This window comes from Rubripirellula obstinata (assembly GCF_001642955.1).
Classification (GTDB): Bacteria; Planctomycetota; Planctomycetia; order Pirellulales; family Pirellulaceae; genus Rubripirellula; species Rubripirellula obstinata.
The window spans coordinates 1-20,029 of the sequence record NZ_LWSK01000030.1; the positions used below are offsets into that span (position 1 = coordinate 1).

At 55.2% G+C, this 20,029-nt stretch carries 2 protein-coding genes; both read right to left on the reverse strand.

Annotated features, from left to right (window positions below; all coding sequences use genetic code 11):
* Nucleotides 1–428 precede the first annotated feature (428 nt).
* On the reverse strand, nt 429–1,133 hold the full coding sequence (locus tag RC85_RS09930) for a spermidine synthase (RefSeq protein ID WP_068261914.1): 705 nt from the start codon (nt 1,131–1,133) through the stop codon (nt 429–431).
* 189 nt (nt 1,134–1,322) lie between these two features.
* Entirely contained in the window at nt 1,323–19,967 is an 18,645-nt protein-coding gene (locus RC85_RS09935) for a tandem-95 repeat protein (RefSeq protein WP_068261917.1), read from the reverse strand.
* Between the last annotated feature and the right edge of the window lie 62 nt (nt 19,968–20,029).

The following is a 20,029-nucleotide window of genomic DNA, read 5'->3' on the forward strand; positions in this document are numbered from 1 at the left end:
TTTGCTGGTCAATTTACATTTTTCAGTGTTCATTTTGCAATTTGCAATCAACACCGAGGCCGGTCAGCCACAAACCCCCAAAGTCGTCCAGTTTCCCTCCACGCAAACATTTTCGTCAGCCCAGGCAATGCGGTGGGGCCCTTTATGCGGTGGGCCCGGCCGCTTACGCGTCGCGGCTCACTTTATGCGGTGGGCCGGCCGCTTACGCGTCGCGGCTCACTTTGATGCGGTGGGCCCGGCCGCTTACGCGTCGCGGCTCACTTTGATGCGGTGGGCCCGGCCGCTTACGCGTCGCGGCTCACTTTGATGCGGTAGGCCCGGCCGCTTACGCGTCGCGGCTCACTTTAATGCGGTAGGGCCCGGCCGCTTACGCGTCGCGGCTCACTTTGATTGGTGGGCCGTCGCGCAACTGGCAGGGGGATTCCGTTTCACGGCTCATCATCGCGGCCGAAGAATAACCAGTCGGTTTGTTCGTGACCGACGAGTGTGTTTAGGGTCGTCACCGGTTCGACGCTGACGGATTGAAATGTGTTTCGCAGCGCGTCTGCAAAATCGCTTGACTGAGCGTAAGACCACACGGCCAGGACGCCGCCCGGTTTCAGATGCGCCTTTGCACGTTGCAGGCCCGCCATCGTGTAGAACGAATGTTCTTGTTCGTCCAGTTGGTCGCTTGGCGAATGGTCCACATCAATCACGATCAGGTCAAACGTTTTTGCCGGCGGCGACCACAAATAAGCGTACACGTCGGCTTCAACAATCGTTAGCTTTCCATTATTAGCTAGGTTGCCCGAAAGCGGGACTAAACCTTGGTTCATCCAATCAATCACCGGCGGCAAGAACTCGATCACTTCGACCGAAGCAACGTTGTCGTGTTTCAGTAACTCTGCTGCTGTGTAACCGAGTCCTAATCCACCAACCAATGCATCGATGTTTTTGTCGCCGTGGATTTCAACGCTGCGGTTAGAAATCACACGCTCCGAATCCGTGTTAAAACTACTCATCAGGAATTCGTGGTTCAGCGTCACCTCAGTTACGATCGTCCCAGGCTGGGACAACAACTCACGCTCACGCAAACACAGCGGCCCAAGGCACGTGTCCTCGTAGGCCAGAATCTTCAAGTACGGTTTTGTCATGGTTGGTTTAGTCTAACGACAACACGACGCGTGCAGGGAGTTGCTCTGGCGTTGATCCTTGGGGAAATCACTTTTTCAGGCCGCCAGAAATACAATTCATAGTCGCCTTTCGCTCCGCGAAAGTAGCGAATCCGCTGCTTTCGCGGAGCGAAAGGCGACTATAAAAAGTCGTTCGTTCCTTCGCGAATCTTAAAACAAACCAGTCAACACTTCGTCAATCGCTGATGTCTCTGAATCAGAATCTGACGATGACGAATCGATGACGATTGAATCGATGATGTCGTCATATTCGCTGGATGAATCAGACACATCGACCAGCTTTTCAGCGACCTGGTTGTTGATTGGATCGTTAGCAACCGAGGTCACTGAGCCTGACGCCAATCGGCTTTCAGTCCCCACATCAATGCCTGACGCAAACACCTGCTCACGTTCGGCTCCAAAGCTGTTTTGACTGACGTTATTGATACGCTCCAGTTCGTTAATCACATCCAACGCATCACGCACGCTAACCACTTGGTCACCACTGACGTCCAAGAATCGGAATCTTCTGAGTTCATCTGGAATTCGAGTGATCGCGTCATTGACTGCCAGGTTTGTTCCTTCACGTCCGATGAAGTTGACGATCAACAAAGCATCGATGGCGGTGATCAACCCATCCGCGTTGACGTCGCTGAATCGATCCGGGTTCTGCATGCGGCTTGCCACCACTTGAACCCGCGTCGTTGCGACGTTGCTAAGCCGGCCTTGGTCGTCAGCGATTCGGTACTCGAAAGTATCGATGCCGACAAAGCCAGCGTCGGGAATGTACTGAACCGTGCCATCGGGCTGAGCCATTGCTTCGCCGAACAACGGTGTCCGTACGATGGTGATCGAATCCAGATCCAACGATCCATTTGGATCCGAATCATTTTCGGCAACGTCGATAAACACCGATTCATTGATGAACGTCGTTTCGTTGTCGCTCACCGCGATCGGGCTGGCGTTCGCTGAAATCGTTACCAATGCCTCTTCGCTTCGCAAACCGAAGTTGTCCGCCACGGTGTATCGGAACACGTCGTCGGCATCGGAATCATTGAACGGTGTGTAGATGATTGTTCCATCGTCTAGCACGTCCAACGATCCGAAGGCGGGCAACAAAGTGATTTCGATCGACGTCGCATCGATCGTTCCGTCAATGTCAAAGTCGTTTTCCAGCGGCGTGATAATCGTCGTGCCGTCGGAGTTTAGCGTCGGCGTGTCGGGAACCAGGATCGGAGCGTCGTTGATTCCGGAAACATCGATCGCGACGCGGGCAACGTTACTAACCAAGCCGGTCGAATCGATCAGCGAATAGGTGAACGAATCGGTTAGGCTTTCCGCGGTGACGCCGTCGTTCATCAAGGCTTGAAGCGTCGGTGATGCAAAGCGATCGGTTGGATCGTAGGTGATCGTTCCCGTCGCGGCATCGTACCGAACTCTGGCACCACTTGCGGATGTAAATTCCGGCTGCAGGTTTAGGCTAAGCGTTTCGCCTGGGTTGGTCAGCGTGTCCGGGTCGGTGTCGTTGGCGATCAAGTCGGCAACAGTCAACGTTAACGGAGTGTCCTCGTCGGTGCTGAATTCGTCCAACCGTGCTCGCGGCGAATCATTGACCTCAGTAATCACGATGTTGAACGTGAATGTGCTGGCATCATTGCCACCGTTATCGGTTCCGCCCGAATCGCGAGCCGTGACGACAATCGGTATAGGACCAGTGATAAACGAATTAGCGTTCGGTGCGGTAGTGAATCGCAGGAATCCTGATTCGTCAACCGTTGGTTGAACCGAGAACAGGTCAGCGAAGACAGGTGCCAACGGTTGCACTTCAAACGAAACCGTTTGGCTTTGTTCGTCGGTTGCTTCCGCAGGTCCAGGGCTGAACGGATCGAATTGCTGAACCGAAATTGGTCCTTCATCTTCGTCAACGACCACGGTCGGATTCACGATTGTCGCCTGTGGCGGATCGTTGACGGATTCGACAGTGATCGTAAACGTGCCAGCGGGTTCGCTGCGGAACTTGTCGCCGGTCGGATCATTTGCACCGGTTTCGCTGCCAGGGCCATCGTCTTGCAGGAAGACCTCGAAGACTGCGACGCCGTTGGCCTGTGGAATTTGCTGAAAGGTCAGCGATGCTGTTCCCGTCGCGGCGTCAATCGGAGCGGTTACCGGTGTGGCGAACAGTCCGGTGTCGCCAGAAACCTGATTGAACACGAACTCCAAACCTTGGGCGGGCGCGTTAATCGTGCCGTTGATTTCATCGATCGCCGTGGGTGGTCCGGCTTGAACGATCGACGCCCAATTGGGAATCGAAACGTCCGTAACGAGGGATTGTTCCGGAGTCGTGACATTGTCACCGCCGCTGAACAGCGGAGCGTCGTTGACCGGAGCAACAACGATGGTCACGGTATTCGATGCGATTCGCGAATCGGTAAAGGCGACGCCGTCGGCATCAACCGATTGTCCGTCATCAAACACGCTGTAGATGAACGTGTCGGTGCCGACAAAGTTGGGTCGCGGTGTGTAGATCAACTGAGGCGTTGCACCTGAATCATCAAACTCAATCGTTCCGCCTTCGGTGCTGCGGTTGGTGATCGGGGTTCGCAGTGCGACGGTTTGGTTTCCACCGGGTGCAGGTGCGATATCAGCGGCTTCGTCGGTTCGACCGACCGATGGGCCAGGCCTAAACACGTCCAGCAATCCGTCTTCGGTTGCCGTTCCATTGACCAAGATGACGGCTTGATTGTCTTCGTCAATCTCGAACACCAACGGATCGGCACCGGGTGCTACTTGCGGCGGATCATTGGTTGGCCGAACACCGATGGTCAACGTCACTGGAACCGATGAGATCAAGTCACCACGGGTCGAGTTTTCTGGTCCATCATCATTCAGTGTGACTTCAAATCGGAAGTCACCGAAGATGTTGGCCGCCGGTTGGAAGGCCAACAATCCCGTCGATTCGTCGATTTCAGGATAGACCTCAAAGAAGTCATCCGCATCGGCTTGCGGGAAGTCCAGTGAAACCAAGGTGAATTCCAGCGATTGGCCGGTCGTCGAACTGACTTCGTCAAACGCCGTGCGAACCGGACCTGCAAAGATTCCCGACGCGTAAGCTTCGATCTCGGTCAGTTGTGCGTCTTCCTGAACCGACAATTCCAGAGTCGTTGTGTCGAAAACCGGTCGATCGTTGACCGGGTTTAATCGCAGTTCAACTCGATTGGTGCTGGTCAGCGGTTGAGGAATGATGATTCCCAAATCTGGATCAAAGGACTCACCGCCACTCGGATTGTCATCCAAGACGGTATAGAAGAACGAATCGATTCCACCGCTGCCAAAGTTGGTGTTCAGGTCAGTCGGCGGAACGTAGTCCAAGCCAACCAAAACGCCAGCTTCCATGCGTGGTGTCAGCGTACCGCCAAGCGCGGTGATGCCGACGCCGCGATCACTGAACGCTTCCACGAAGTTCAAGACTTGGTTGCCGGTTGGATTGCTTGGGTCCAATTCGTCGGCGGCACCGGCTTCAAAGACGCTAAGCAATCCGATGCGGTTGTAACCGACCGAGGTTCCGGTGGTGAACGGAATGAAGAACGGATCGCCGACCACGCCAAGCAATTCGGTGTTGTCTTCTTTCAACGTGTAAGCGATTTCGCCGTTGGCGGCGACACTGTACGCGTCATCTGCATTGCGTTGATCGGCCGCGGGGACGCCCAAAGGATCCTTGATGCGTGGTGCATCGTTTTGGGGGCGAACGTTCAGCGTGACGGTGATCGGTGCGCTGGTCAGTCCCACGTTATCAGTTGCTGTCAACGTAAACGTGATCACGCCGTTGCCATCGGGCACGGTTGCGTACTGCAGATCAGCGGTCAAGTCGCCGCCGGTTCCCGGAGTGACGATTTGCAACGATCCCGGAATCAACAAGCCAGGTGTTCCACCGATCGACGAAATGTTGACTGAGGCCACGGTTTGCGATTGAAGCTCGACCACCTTGTTCGGGTTACCCGGCAACAAGTTGGTCAGGAAGTTGGTAATCGTTTGCACGTCACTGGTATCGCCTTCACGCAATTCGATGCTTGTTCCCGTCATGGTGAACGAAGGTGGCGTGTTGAACGGCAGACCGAAATCAGTGGGTGCGATCGAGATTTGATAATCTTCGACTTCACCGCCCAGTGCGAACCCGGTCGGCAGCAAGCCACCGGTTTCAGAAACGCGGAAACGTGCGAACGTATCGATCGGTGTCGTCAATCCGGCCGGCGTCGTAACGCTGATGATATTGTTGCCAGTGGTGACGGGAATCGACGCAGCGATTCGGTCTTGTTCATCGAAGCTGCCATCGCCATCGAAATCGATCCAGGCGTCCAAGAAACCGTCGCCGGTAGCGACGACATTGATCGCCGTGGTCGTCCCAGGAACCAAGATCCCATCAACATCGGCGGCACTGACAACTCCGTCTGCTTGCGGCGTACCGAAGACAAAGTAGTCGCGTCCGGTTCGGTTGATTCGTCCAATCTGAACGCCATCTTCATCGTCAAACGATTCAAGAGCGACCGTGTCGGTTGCTGGTGCCGCAGCCACGGCAACGCCGCTTTGGTTTGCGGTCAAGAACGATTCCAACGCACTGCTCAGGTCCGCAGTCACGCTTTCCACCGTCGATGATCCGTCCACGTTGATGGCGACACGCCCGATGCCGATATTCTGAGTCGGGTCAGAGAACTGAACCACAAATCCGCGACCATCCAAGCTCATGAAGACGACTTCACCGACCGCTGGAACCGCTGAAACGGTAATCAAAGTCTGACCGCCAACCAACGATGAAGTCAAGCTTGGTGCCGAAGCAACATTGACCGCGATGGCAGCCACGTTGTCATCGGAATCAGCCATCGCCGATGGAATTCCAGCAGCCTCCGTATCCAAACGACTGCCCAAACGGACAGAAGCGTTCGCAGGCAACGAATGCACTGGTCCACCGTCGGACGACGATGTTCCATACGATGCGGGTGCGTCACCAAAATCGACCTCAACACCAGCGGTGATGATGGTCAGCAAAGTTTCGTTTTGATCGTTCGTCGGCGCGATCGCGTTACCAGCCAAGTCGCGAATGGTTTGGCTGAGCAGAACTTCATAAGTCGCATCACCACGGAATTCACCGCGAGTCGATGTCAAGCGAATGGTCGTTCCGGCGGGCGAGAATGCAAACGTGTAATCACGTCCGCGAACGAGCGGTGTACCGTTTTCAAGCAGCGTCACAGCGCTTGGTGTTACCGTGTCCAGTGCAATGCCGATCCCGACATCTGACAATTCCACTTCGATAAACGGAAGTGGTTGTGGTGACCCCAACCGCACCACTGCCGGCGCGGGCTCGTTGTCACCTGACAGGTTCGCTGATCCAACCGCGTCCAATGGCGACGACAACCGCGCCGTTGGCCGACGTGTGTCCGACTGTTCCAAGGCACCTCGGTCAACAAACACGTTGCCACCTGTTCCACCGGCACCAACACCGGGGCTGTCGATGCGGCGATTGCCCAACGCGTCAAAGGTAGGAGCCAAAACGGGTGATGGTGCGATGTTCACGGGGCCTTTGACAGAATCGACAAAGTCCAATCGGTCGCGAAGCGTTTCCAGCGACGAATCCACCAACACGCTGCCGGCCGCAGGAACAAAGATCGGTTGATCGCCGTTGGTCGCGGTGGAGAACAAGTTGTCAGCCGTTGGCAAAATGATCGATTGATCTTCGGTGACATTGGAAGGTGTTGTCACAATCGCTGCAAACACATTCGATGCAGACACCGTCTGATTCGCTGTCACCGTGTCAACGTTCACGCCAAGAGCTGTTCCGACAATGACGTTGTTCAGGATTGCTGGTGCGGCACGCCCAGCGATATCGATCGCTGTCCCGTCGCCATCGCCGATGATCGTATTGTTTAGAATCCGACCGAAGACATTGGGTGATGGCACATCGCCGTCGGCAAATGTTCCACCCGCAAACCGAATCGCGGTCGCGGACGCATCGTCGGCGGTTCCGTCGGTGATCGTGCTATCGATGATCAAGTTGTTGACGATCACGGTACCGGTGACCAAAGCCGACGAGTTGATGTTGCGAAGAAGTGCTGCCGAACCGGGGCGAGTCAAACCGTCCACGGTGACTGGCGAGGTTGCAGTCTGGCCACGCGCACCGATCGAGGCATCAATCGCGAAGTCCAATGAATCGCGAATGATGTTGCTTTCGATCAAGATTTGTCCTTGATCATCGACACGGTTGACGTCGGTTTTGCCAAATTGGTAATCAACAAACAACACGTCACGCGATGGCACACCAGTGGATGATTGTGACGCACCCGGCGCGACGGATGCCGTTGGCCGAATCGTCAGTTGGTATTCACCAAACCCAGCGTCGGCCGGATCGGTAAACGGATTGTCATCATCGAATGGTTCATTGAAATCAAAATCTGGATTCTGGGCAAAGAAGCCACCGTCGTACGCAAAGCGGCTGCTGATCACGACGTCGTAGTATCCATCGACATCCGCAACGGCCGTCGCGAATGCTCCGCCGGCCGATTCACCGTTTCCGGATTCGATGTTAGCGAAGTCACTGAATCCGATCAGGTTTTGATCGAATTCCAACGAGTTTGAGAACGGAGTTCCAGCACGCAAGACCGCGATCACTGGTGCGACTAACCGCGACGTGTCGCGGAACAAGCCGGTTGTATCGACGTCCAGATCGATCGACGATCCAGCGGTCAAATAAATCCGGTAGATGTCGAGATCTTGCTGCGGATCAGAAACAACAATTGATCCATCGTCCGCCGCAGTATTGTTTTGGATGCCCTTGGATACTCGATCGCCAATCTTTCCATCGACCACCAAGGTGTCACCAGGAACGTAGTCCGTCAGTGCGGCAGATTCGTTGTTGATTTGCAAATATGCGACCGTTCGCAGGTCTTGATCGACCACGGGGAAGCGTCGATTGGTGAAGTCGCCAAACGGCGTTTCAGTTGCAACACCATCGATCTTGATTGTTCGTCCGACGTCTCCGGTTTGTCCGTTGGAACGAGCGGCAAAGGTGGGATTGACCACGATGTTTTCGCCGATCAATTCCACTCGGTTTGATGAAGTGACACCGACCTCTGCGCCGTCGCCAGACAAAGCGCGGACGCGAAGTCCGCCTTCGTTGGCTTGTTCACCATCACTAGACGTAAACTGTTCGTTGTTGATCGCATCACGGATCTTTCCGGCAATGTCGAAATCGGTATCGCTTGGTTCAAAGTTGATTGGCACATTGCTGGGATCAACGCTGGTGTCAGACGATTCTGGATCGACCAGCGTATTGTTGAATTCAAACGTTAATGATCGAGTGCCATCGTCGATGGTAAAACGATCGCCATCGATCAAATTGATGCCCGCGGGCACGATCATGGTCACGCCACCATCGCGAAGTCGGTCGTTGGTATCAAACGTTCGGCCGGAACCGGTCGATTCGTCGAGAACCAGGTTGATGGGATCGAAATCTTGCGGCACGCCGTAGTTGTCCGCAGTGCGGATTTCGAGCGAATACTGACCGACCAAAATCTGATCAGGGTTTTCTGGTTGGTCCGTGTTTCCAGCGACTCGTTGTAGACCCGATCCACGGGAATCTGGCGTGTATTCGGGGTTGAGAACAAAGTTGGCATTGGCAGCAGATCCAAGGAAGTTGTCATAAATGACGGCTTCCCCACGTTCGGCAAAGCCAACAATGATGTCGTCAATGTAGACGCCCTCGAATTGGTTACCTGACGCCGCGACCGTGCTAACTTGGTTGTTGGTAAAAGCATCGGGCAAGCTGACGCCAAAATTGTCACCAGGCAGGAACGTGTTCAATCCGTATCGACCGGCATCCACCACTTGCGAATTGAACAAACGAACTCGGTCACCAGCTTCGATCTTGTAGTTGATCGCAGACGCGGAAGTAGCCGCACGACGCGACGGTTCAGTCGGAACAAAGAAACCTGGTTCTGGTGTAGGATCGTTGGCTAGCGGGCCTAGAGCATCGGCAAGTCCAATCTGCAATGCTTCGGCGACTTCGGTCGAATCCTGCGATTGATTGATCAACACCGGCGTCGCTCGGATCACTCGTGCATCGTCAAAGAAGTCACCCGGTTCCAAGGTCGTATTTTCCGCTGCTTGGAACGACACGATCGGTGGAGTGGAACCCGAGTTGCCAACGATCACACTGGATGCATTCGATAACAACAGAACTCGATCTGAACCATCAGCAAACTGCGATCGCAGGTCGCCGGCCAACTGTCCCAGCAAACGTTCGGCAATCACGCTGGCTGATTCCGATGGAGCAAACAAAATCTGGTTCACACCTGCCGCTGCGGCGACCGGATCGGTCGTGAAGGTGTAGACTTCGCCAACTTGTTCAAAGGGACGATCGCGGCGGAAAATGGTCAGCGTTTCGCCTTCGTTGATCAACTCACCACGTGGAACCGTGATCGGAACCGAATAGGTAAACGACTCGTCACTGACATCAATCTGGGTTGCTTGCGGATCAAAGCTAAGGACTGCATCGGCACCGTCAACGGCCAAGCCAAAGCCGGTCAATGTTCCCACGGCGACGAATGCAGGATCAATTTGATTGACGCGTTGCGCTATGTCACGTCCGACGTCGATGGCTGTGCTGGTTTCGTCAAACGGAATCGCAAGCTGTCCGGCTGGGACGTTGAAAGTCGATCCGGTGCGAACAAATACCAACGTCAGTGCTTCGCCGGTTGGCAGGCTGAGGTCAATCGTTTCGCCGGTACGCAGTCCGCGTCCGGTTTCAGTGATTGTCGGCAGATCGATCTCAATGAACGGCTCGAAACGCAGTGTCGTCACAGCCGGATCCGGTGACGTCGTATTCAATTCATCGCCAGCGATCAACAATTGAACCTGGCCCGCTTGACCGGTTGCTTGGAAAGCGAAACGATAGATTGCGTCGAGGTCATCGCGGATGTCTTCGGCAGAATCTAATCGCTCGAAACCAATTTCGCCAATCTCATCAGCCGCTGGGTTTGCACCTTCGTCAACAAACGTGATCAAATCCTCGTTGGCCGAATCGGATGTTGGCGGTGTTGCTGTGACTTCGATTGTGTCACGGTCGTTTAGCTCGTTTCCAGAGGGAACGTTGATTCGTCTAGCTTGGACGTCAAAGATTTCAAAGTTCGTGTTTTCTTCGCTAAACGTCACATTGGTAACGTCAATGCCGTAGAAAATCAGACTGCCGCCATCGCGACCGATCTCAAAGTTTCCTTCCAATGCAACATCGATGAAGTCATCGACGATTGCACGCACGCTGGTGACCACGTTGCCTGGAACCGAATTGTTTCGGAACACGACTGTCCCCACATCGCTTGGTCCATTGGCTGCATTGAACAGAATTTCAACCGTTCCGGTCGGCGTTTCGATCGTGATGGTTTCCCCGTCAATGATCTGGTTGGCCGTTGGGAAGTCGAATCGAACTGCGTCTGCGGCAACGGAGAAGAACGGATTGGGCCGCTGGGTTTGCGCGAACACCGATGCGTCAAACGTCACTGCAGTCGGCAGGCCGAATTCATCCAGCGCCGCAGCGGCATCCAGTGACGGCGCGGCGGTGGTGACCGCGGCGACCACCGCGTCGCGAATCTGTTCAACGGTATCGCCATTGGCAAACGCAACATCAATGACAGTCGCGCCGGCGGGAATGATGTTTCCGGGGATATTGTTGTCATCGTTTAGCACGATCACAAAGGTGTCACCAAACGCATCGGTCAATTGAACGGTTTCGTCGTCGTTGGTGACGATTCCTTCGGAGAATTCGACGCGTACTCGTGGATCATCAACCGTTCGTCTGGCTAATACGGTTGGGCCAGCGGTAACGCTTAACTGAACATCCAAGCTATTGAACTGAACATCACCACCGACGACAAAGGAAACCAAACCGAATCCTTGGGCACCAAAGACTGAATTGATCACGCGACTGGCTTCGGTCGCAACCGACACGTCGCTGATGATCGGATCAGTGATGGTATCGTCGAAGATGATTTCGTTTGTGTCACCGGTTTCGTTGCCTAGACGTCGGTACGTAAAAGTTTCGACGCCGAAGCCACCAAAGCCGAACAGATCGACAGTGAAGGTTTCGCCATCGACCGCGGCTTGGGCGTTTGGTGTAATCAAAAGCGGTGAACCGGGATCAGCAAACGGTTGTGGCGTCGCCAGACCGGCTGCGATCGCTTCATCGACTGACACATTGACGGCTCGCAGCAAGCTAAGTCGCCCGTTGCCGTCGATGGTGGGTGCCAACGAACTTGGGACTGCCGCACCAACGGCTCTGGCGACATCGTTTGCACTGGCGGCTGGATCAATTAACACCGGCACCGTTCCTGCGGCGACTGCTCCGCCGAGTGAATCGACAAACAAAACGGTCGTCAATTCACCATCAGCACCAGTGATGATCAGTGAATCGCCGGCGTTGTAATTGACGCCTGGTGCGAACACGATGTCGCTGCCCACGATCGTTTGCAGGGCTGCGCCTTGATCGCGATCATTGGTTAACAACGCAATGTCATTGTCAGGAATCACCACGGCATCGCGTGCAACCAATTCCACGCTACCGATCTGATCCAATCGAGCACCCGCGGAGCTAAAATCGAAACGAATCTTTACGTCGCGATCGCCAGCAAAGGGTGACAAATCAACGCGTGCTTGACGCCATTGACCGTTGGGAATGTCGTCAAAGATTTCTTGGACAGGAATGCCCGCTTCAAATCCTGGATCGTTGTCAAGGTCGCGAGTCAACGCTCGGTTGAATTCGTCAAACTCGTCATCGAATGCCACGTTGCGAAATTCGTTGTTGGTGGCCAGCAAGCGGTACTGACCGTCTTCGCCGCTACCAAAGACACGGAAACTATCGCGTTGCGGTTGGGCGTCACCACCAATCGGATCGAAGTCATCATCGGCTTCCACTTCGATAAAGTAAGTGAAGTACAACGTCGGACGATCGCCAGCGGAATAGTTGCTGAGGTCAATCGAGTCTGAAATGGTTGATCCCTGCAACCCGCCGGGCGATAGCTGGCGTCCAGTTTCCGGGCTGCCGAGCGTGTTATCATCGGTGCCGCCAGCGGTGCTAAACCCAAAGTACAGTGAGTTTCCGCCACCAAGTCCCAAGGGTTGTCGTGATCGGTCGTATGGCGTGACCAGTCCATGCCCTGGATCGGCAAAACGTTCGCCATTGATCTGGAACGGATTGATTTGAAGCGTGCTGAACGCCAAACCATTCGTAACATTCCCTACCGGGGAGGTAAATCCAAAGTCGGAAACAAACGAAAGTTCAACGCCATAGTTTCCATCAAAGAAAACGGGCGCAGGAACAACATCGAACTCACCGGTGACTTCATTGTTGTCTAGCGTGAACGCATACAACCAACCGTCGCTCGTCGTTGCGAAATAAGTGTCGTCGTACCGGCCTTCTTCGATCGATTGCGGAGCGTAAGTGAGCCCGGAAAACTGCAGGAAGGTCGAACCATTGCGGGCAACGTGATCCGGTGTTGGTTCCAGCAAACCGTAGAAATCGGTTGGGATGACGCGGTTGTATCCTTCTTCGGGGCCGCCGATCGGCGCGGGCTGAGTGACCGATGGATTGATGACGTGAACGCCGCCCAGGTTAGTGACAGCAACCAATTCATTGTCAAAGACAACTTCGTCTGAAACGCGAACTGCAACACCCGTTAAGTCGCCACCATCTCCACCCAATTGCGTGTCGATTTGTCCTGTATCAACGACGCCCAATTCCTCCTCGTCCGACGCAGGTCCGAAACTTGTGTTGTACGGTACGTTGCCGAAGTCGCGGTCATCGTCACCATCCAAGCTGCCGAACGAAGTGATTTCACCATCGTTTGCTGCGGCCAGGTAAAGGATGTTGCGCGTCAAAGACACTGGAATCTCGCCGCCACGTCCCGTGTTGTCTCGCGTACCGACGACAAACAACCTTTCCTGGGCGGGAATGTTGTTGGTGGGGATCAAAGCAGTACCAAGGTTTGGCACGAACGCCATCCCTTGGATCAACAACTGCGCACCACCGCTAACTTCGTTACCTGTTCCCGCTTCGTTGCTTTGCTGGAAAACGATTCCATCTTCACTGCTACCTAGAACGTCGGCGTCAGTGCTGCTAATTCGTTGAAAGTTTCCCGTATTCCCACTGTTCTGTTGACCATTGTTTGGCCCAAGCGTGTACGAGAACAAAGCTCCGTCACGTCGGATCGCAATGTCGCCGACGGGTTGTTGACTTTCACCGATCAAACGCGTCATCGTTCCAGTAAACGGATTGAACGCGGCCAGCGACTTGACATCGTTGCCGCCGTTTCCGGGAATGCCGTTGCTGTAGGAGACGAACAGTGTGATGTCGTCGAGTGAATAGGGGACCGCGGAATTGACATCGAAGTTTGGAACGATGTAGGCTGCTTCGGCGGTGTAGTCGAGGAATTGGTCCGCAAACCCAATCGTTGAACCGGGGATTCCCTCGAACGTCAATTCCTCAAACGAATCACGCGAAATCGTTCGCGTGGAGTTGATCGGCATCAAACGCACCAACGGGTTGGTTGGCGTTTCGTCAAAGAATTGGTCTAAGAACTGAGGCACCGTTGCCGCGCTGCTGACGGCAACAAAGTAAGTACCTTCGGGCAATTCGACGGGGCCAATGTACGCGTCCGAAATTCCGGATGATCCGCCGCTAAGATTAGTGCTATCGACGCCTTCGACCGGACGCGCGCTGTCGTCGGTCACGTTGGAATCGTGTCCAACCAAGATCAAGCGACCTTGCGCGTCATAGATGCTCAAACGCGTGTCGGGACGTCCGAGTTGATCGGCGTAGTCGATGTCAAAGGTGGTGGTGACGAAGCGATTTTCGCTGTCAAACGTATCTGGTTCTAATTGTTGAGCGAACAGATCGACGCGATAGATATCGACGTCTTCAAGGCGTTCATCTAATAGGCTGTTAAACAGAGCGGGAACGGAAAGGCTGTCGTTCAGGTTACCGATTTCGCCCGTTACGACCAACGAACCGCGATCAGAAGTCAACAGGTTGCCAATCGGCTGGGCGGCACCCGCAAAGTTCTGATTCAAACGTAAATCAACGACTTCGCGTGTCGATTCATCACCGCTGTTGCGATCGCCAGGCGTTGGGTCGATCACATCGACAATTTCGCCGACGTCACCGGCAAGCGGACTGTGCAGCGGTGCCGCGACGACATCAATCGCAGTGGTTGCGTAACGAATTTCGGCGCGTCGAATGTTCGACCCAGCGATCTCGTTACCGTCTTGCAGACGCAGCGACAAAGTGTACTGACCTGACGTGATTCCATCGGCGGTTCGGACCCGGATGTAATAATCCAGGTCGGCCAGCGAACTTCCGGGTAAGCGGACTTTGAAACCCGCATCGGCCAAGTTGGGACTTTCGACGTTGGTCGAAGTAATCGTTGTCACCGTTGGACGAACATCTTCGTCTAAGACGCCTTCGGGCAGAGTTTCATCTACGAACAAAGATTCAGTACCGACCGATTCGGCGCGGCTGTTGTCGCTGGATGCGATGATGCGTCCATCAACCGTTACCAATTCCAAGACCGTGTCGAGTCCAGACGAAGTTTCGTCGATGTCGAAAATGACTTCGGTGCCGCCCGAGGCGGTGAACGAGTAAACATCGACGTCCGATGGAGCTGACAATAACCCGCGAACATTGAAACCCAATCGTTGGTTTTCATCGCTGGCATTTTCGCGAGCCGCCAGGATCCCGAGTGCTTGGGCATCATCGGGACGATCGTTGGTCGATTCATCAGCGGCGATCGGCAATTCGTTTTCGTAGCGGTAGGCCACGTTGCGATCGTTGGCGAACGTACCGATGCGAACACCAATCCAATCGCCTGGCGCAGGCGTGATCGGGTTGCCGTCAATGTCCAGTGTTTCTGGTCCAACGGTATCGACGTTTGGAATTCCATCGGGCGTGAATCCACCACCGATCGTGTCGTCATTCAAGCTGGTCAACACGACGGGGAAACCTGGCGAACCAAGAATTTGCAGCGTTCCACCGATGCGGTCATCGATATCAAGCGGACGCCCGTCGGCGTTCAGCGTTCCGTCGGGGCCAAACTTGACCACCAACGACGCATCGCTATCGCTGCGCAAACGCAACGCGCCGCCGTAGGCGTTGGTCAGCGAATGGATCGGCGCACGAACGACGTGAGTGATGTCGGTGTCGTCCCAGGTGGAATCGACGGTGACAATTTCGCTGCGAATGTCTAAGCCATTGATGCCATGACCAGCGATCTGGTTGCCGGCGATCAATGGACCTTGGTTGTCAAGTTCTTGTGTGTAAAGGTCAACAAGGCCGGTGCTGCGGCCGTGGTCAATGTTTGCATCGGGAGTGAACGAGTCCGGGTTGATGCTGATCGCTGCGCCTTCGCCGCGATCGATCACGTTATCGACGATGATCGGTTGCGAACCTCGAACAAAGATCGTCGCCGGCGCGTTAAAACCACGCCCCAAACGTGTTTCGTTCGCAGCGGCTTCGTCACGGAAACCGTCAGCGTTGTCGGTGAAACGACTGTTGGTGACTCGAACGTCGGCTTGCAAAATCTCCAACGCATTGGAATCACGCAATTGACCTTCCAAGACCGCACTGCCGCCGCCGAATCGGATGTCGGCGTAGTCCAGCGACGCGGTGCTGCTTTGACGGATCGAAATGCCGCCCCAATCGCCAGCGGTTGGTAGCGCATTGGTGACCACGGTACGGCCACCCGCCGTCGCATCGTTAAGCGAGGTGAAAGTGATCGGCGCGCCGGGCGTTCCCTCGGCGTAGAAATCAGCACCAAAGTTGACTTCGATTCGCGACGTGTCGAACTTCAAGACCGAACCGGGATCGATGGTCAACCGAGCGTCGTAGCGAGGCAACAATTTGGATGATCGTTGGGCGTCGAGCCCCAGTGTGCTGTTGAGTGCGGTAGCATCGGATTCGGGTTGAATCCCAGTGTCGACCAGAGTCGTGATGCCTTCGTTGAGTTCAGCGATCAGCAAGTAGTTTCCGGACACCGCGTCACGTCGGTAAACGTTGGTACCGGTGAAGATTGCCGCGCTGTTGTCGCGAAGTGGCGGCTGGGGAATGCCGTCGATCTCGATTGCACCGTCTTGCAACGCAAACACGGTACTGGTCGCGACGCTGGCTTGCGATTCGCCGCCAAAGACGTCGCGGAACGTAAACCGGTAATCGTATCCGCGACCGGCGACCATGACACCATCCACGGGATCACCAAAGTCATCCACCGGCGCTCGGTCCAGCGTAACACCGGCCACGCTTGGAACGACGATCGATTGAACCGAACCGCGTGTTGCTGCGCCAACGTCAGTGAAACGTGTGCCGCTGCGATCGATTTGGTCCACGAATCCGTATTCAATGGTTCCGCCGGTGTCCAAGCCGCGATAGATGCGTCGGCCAACAAATCCATCCGGTGCAGTCGGTAGGTTTCGCAGCTCAATGGCACCGTTGCTGGTGAATCCGCGAGTTGGAACGCTGGACAAGGATTCTTGGCCTTCCAATGTCACAAACGTCACGATGTAACGGTACGTTCCAGCGGCGAGTGTACCGGTGCTGCGAGTGATCCCAGTGACCGAATTGACATCGGGACGATCTTCCTGCAACGTAGCGCCGCCAGGGTTGCCTGCGACTACTAGCGAATCGGTGATGACGTGGGCGATGTCGGTGTCGTCAAAGCGTCCGCTGACCAGCAATTCGCCAGTTGATCCGCCTGTTGGTGTTGATACCAAGACGGCTAGACCGTTGACTGAGTTTCTTTGCAGATCGTTGCCCACAATTTCGGGGCCGACTCGGTCGTAGTCGCTGGTGAAGGCGTAGAACAAACCGTTTTCAACGTCGTTGGCAAAACGTTGGTAACGCGGCGAATTAAAAGTGTCTTCGCGGAACGAGTTGGGTGTCGCCGAGATCGCCGCTCCGGCCGAATCGGTGATCGAGTTGTAGATGATCGTCGGTCGTGCATCGTCGATCTTGATCGCCGCGGTTGGCGGATCGGATGGACGTACACGTCCACCGCCAAAGCGGATGTCGGCGTGCGAAACATAGTTTACGAAGATGCCTTCGTTTTGATAAACGTCGCGGCCTTCGGCCAAGTCAACGTCGTCGCGAAATTCAATCCCGCCCCACTGTGCCGACTGTGGCGTCGTGATGATGTTGGGAAATTCATCAACACCAACACTTTCATCAGACAACGAAGTCAAAATCACGTTGTTCGCGGGCGTTCCCAAGACTTGCACGGCGGCCAGCGAACGATCTTCGCTGACGGATTCGCTACCGGCGACAATTTTGGAATCGCTGAACTTCAAGATTGCACCGGCGTCGATCATCACCGTCACGCCTTGCGGCACTTCGAACGTTTCGCCGTCTCGCAAGATCGCATTGTTGGGGCCGCCGCGACCGATGTTGTAGGCAACGTTGTCATCGGTGGTTGCCAGATCGCCGTCGTCACCGAGTGATGGAAGCAATCGCACCACGTCGCCCGGTTGTGCTGCGGCTAGCGCATCGTCAATGCGGCTGAACGGTGTTTGCAGCAATCCGTTACCGCCGTTGGCATCGGGATCGACAAAGATCGTTCGCGGTGAATTCAGTTGATTCGGTGCGGCGTTGAACCAGAAATTGAAATCGCCACCGGCTTGTCCATCGGCATCACCATCAAGCGGGACGCCGAATTGATCGGTCAAGCCGGTCGGGGCAGTCGATTCGCTTTGGCTGCGAGAATCAAACGTGATGCGCAGGTCATATCGTCCTTCGGTTCGTCCACCGGTGGCTGAATCATCGCCGTCTTTTTCGCCGTAGTAATCTTCGTGGCCGGTGCTGCTGACGCCGACGACGTAACGCCCGGGTTGCAAATCCAATCGCAGGTGGCTGTCGTCACCAAACGAGTCATCATTGCGTGCAACCAGTTCAAATGTTTCGCTGCCAGGTTGACCGTTGACGCGGTACAACCGGATGACCGAATCCAACAACGATGCTTCGCCGAGTCGCTGAGCGTAGGTTTCGATCGTGACGATCCCGCCAGCATCCAAGCCGGCACTTTGTGCGACGTTAAAGGCGTAGAAATCGACATCATCGACTTCGGGACGATTGACTGCTTGACCGATCACCTTCGCAGCGTGCGACAGGAAATCTGGTTCGGCTGGCGTCGCGGGGAAACCGGCGATCCCCAACGGGTTTCCACCCCCGTCGCCGTCGCTGCTAAACAATTCGCTGTTGGGTTCGTCTTGCGAACCGATTGCGCCGTCGGTTCCGGTCGGCAGTTCAAACAAATCGCCGATGCCAAGAACGCTGCCGATGCCGCGGATGGCTTCGACAAAGTAGCTTGGTCGTGTATCGGGCGACAAACCGTAACTGTCAAAGAAATTCTCGGACGCATCCAGCACCAACGTGCCGCGCGACGGGTCACGTTCATTGATGCGATACAGCGATTTCGGAGTGCCATCACCCGCGCTGACGTCAGCGGTTTGCTGCAACCCGCGCAGGTCGCCGGTGACGATTTGCAAACCAGAATCGGCGGTTTCGACGAATCGAACGCCTAGATTTTCCTCGTACAGATCCAGCACTTCGCGAACCCGTTGTCGCTGGGCGGGCGTGATCGCATTGTCTAGCGATTGGCCAGTCGCGTCGCGTCCGTACAGGTCAGCAAAGTTGTACGGGTAAACGTTGGTTCCGATCGTCGAATCGGATTGGCGAGTGAACTTGGCATCGCGGCGTTGGTCACGGATTCCGGGATTCTGGTAAGAACCGGGCCATGGCAAGACATAGGAGCTGTCGTTACGGATTTCGCCACCGACCAAGACGTGACTTTGCAGCCCATCGCCGGGCGTGAAGTCGATCGAAACCGCGCCCGTGCCACTGAGAGCTTCCGCAAACGTGTCGCCCGGGGTGGATGTCTCGCTGACAACGCTTTGCACCGGAGCATCATTGGTGTCTTGTCCAGACCCGATGCGCAGCCGATAAGTTTCGCCCGGGGCCAACGTCGACAAATCGCCAGCGGTCGTCAGCGTCGCTTTGCCACTGATGGGGTCATAGCTGACTGCCGTGATCATGACTTCGGTGTCGTCCGTCGATTCGACGGTTCCCTTGGTCGCAAACAGTCGGTAATTCGCTGGGTCAACGACTGGCAATACCGGTGGCGGTTGGCCAGGCCCAGCGGTGTAGCTGACCACGCCGGCCGATACGCGGCTGAGTGGATCGTCGTTAAAGAAAACTTCGATTTGGTTGGTCGCTTGCACGCGTGATCCGACACCGCCGGTCACGGGTTGCGGAACGACGGCCAAGACGCGGGGGCCGAGTTGCAGATCAAAGTCTACCAGTGTCGTCCCTAGACCAATGGTGTCTTGGGGGATGCTGACGCGATAGCTGTCTTGTGGCAAGTCGCCCGCGAAACGAGCGACCACGATTCGATCGGTGTCGCCGAGTCCCAGGAAGTCGGGTGTGACGGTGGTTTCATTGCCGCTGTCAAAGTTCCCGTCGCCGCCGGATGCGGTGAAGGTGAACGAAGCCAAGGCGGTTGCATTGAATCCCGTTGAACCGCCAAACCGGAATGTCAATTCACGCGGTGGCGAATCCAATTGCGTGACGCCGCCGAGATTGAATTGCTCGGTCACATCAGCCGCGACACTAACCAAGTCGAACGCCAACAATTCACGCTTTTCGAGCGTTTCGTGATGCAGGTTTCGCGATGAAAGCGATTTGGATCGGCTGCGTGATTGGCTACGTGATTGGTGACGTAGGTTTCGTCGTTTGGTCATAGTTGACCCAACCTTGCGGGTAGGATTCAAGTGAAGAATAAATGTTGTAAGTTCAGTCGTTA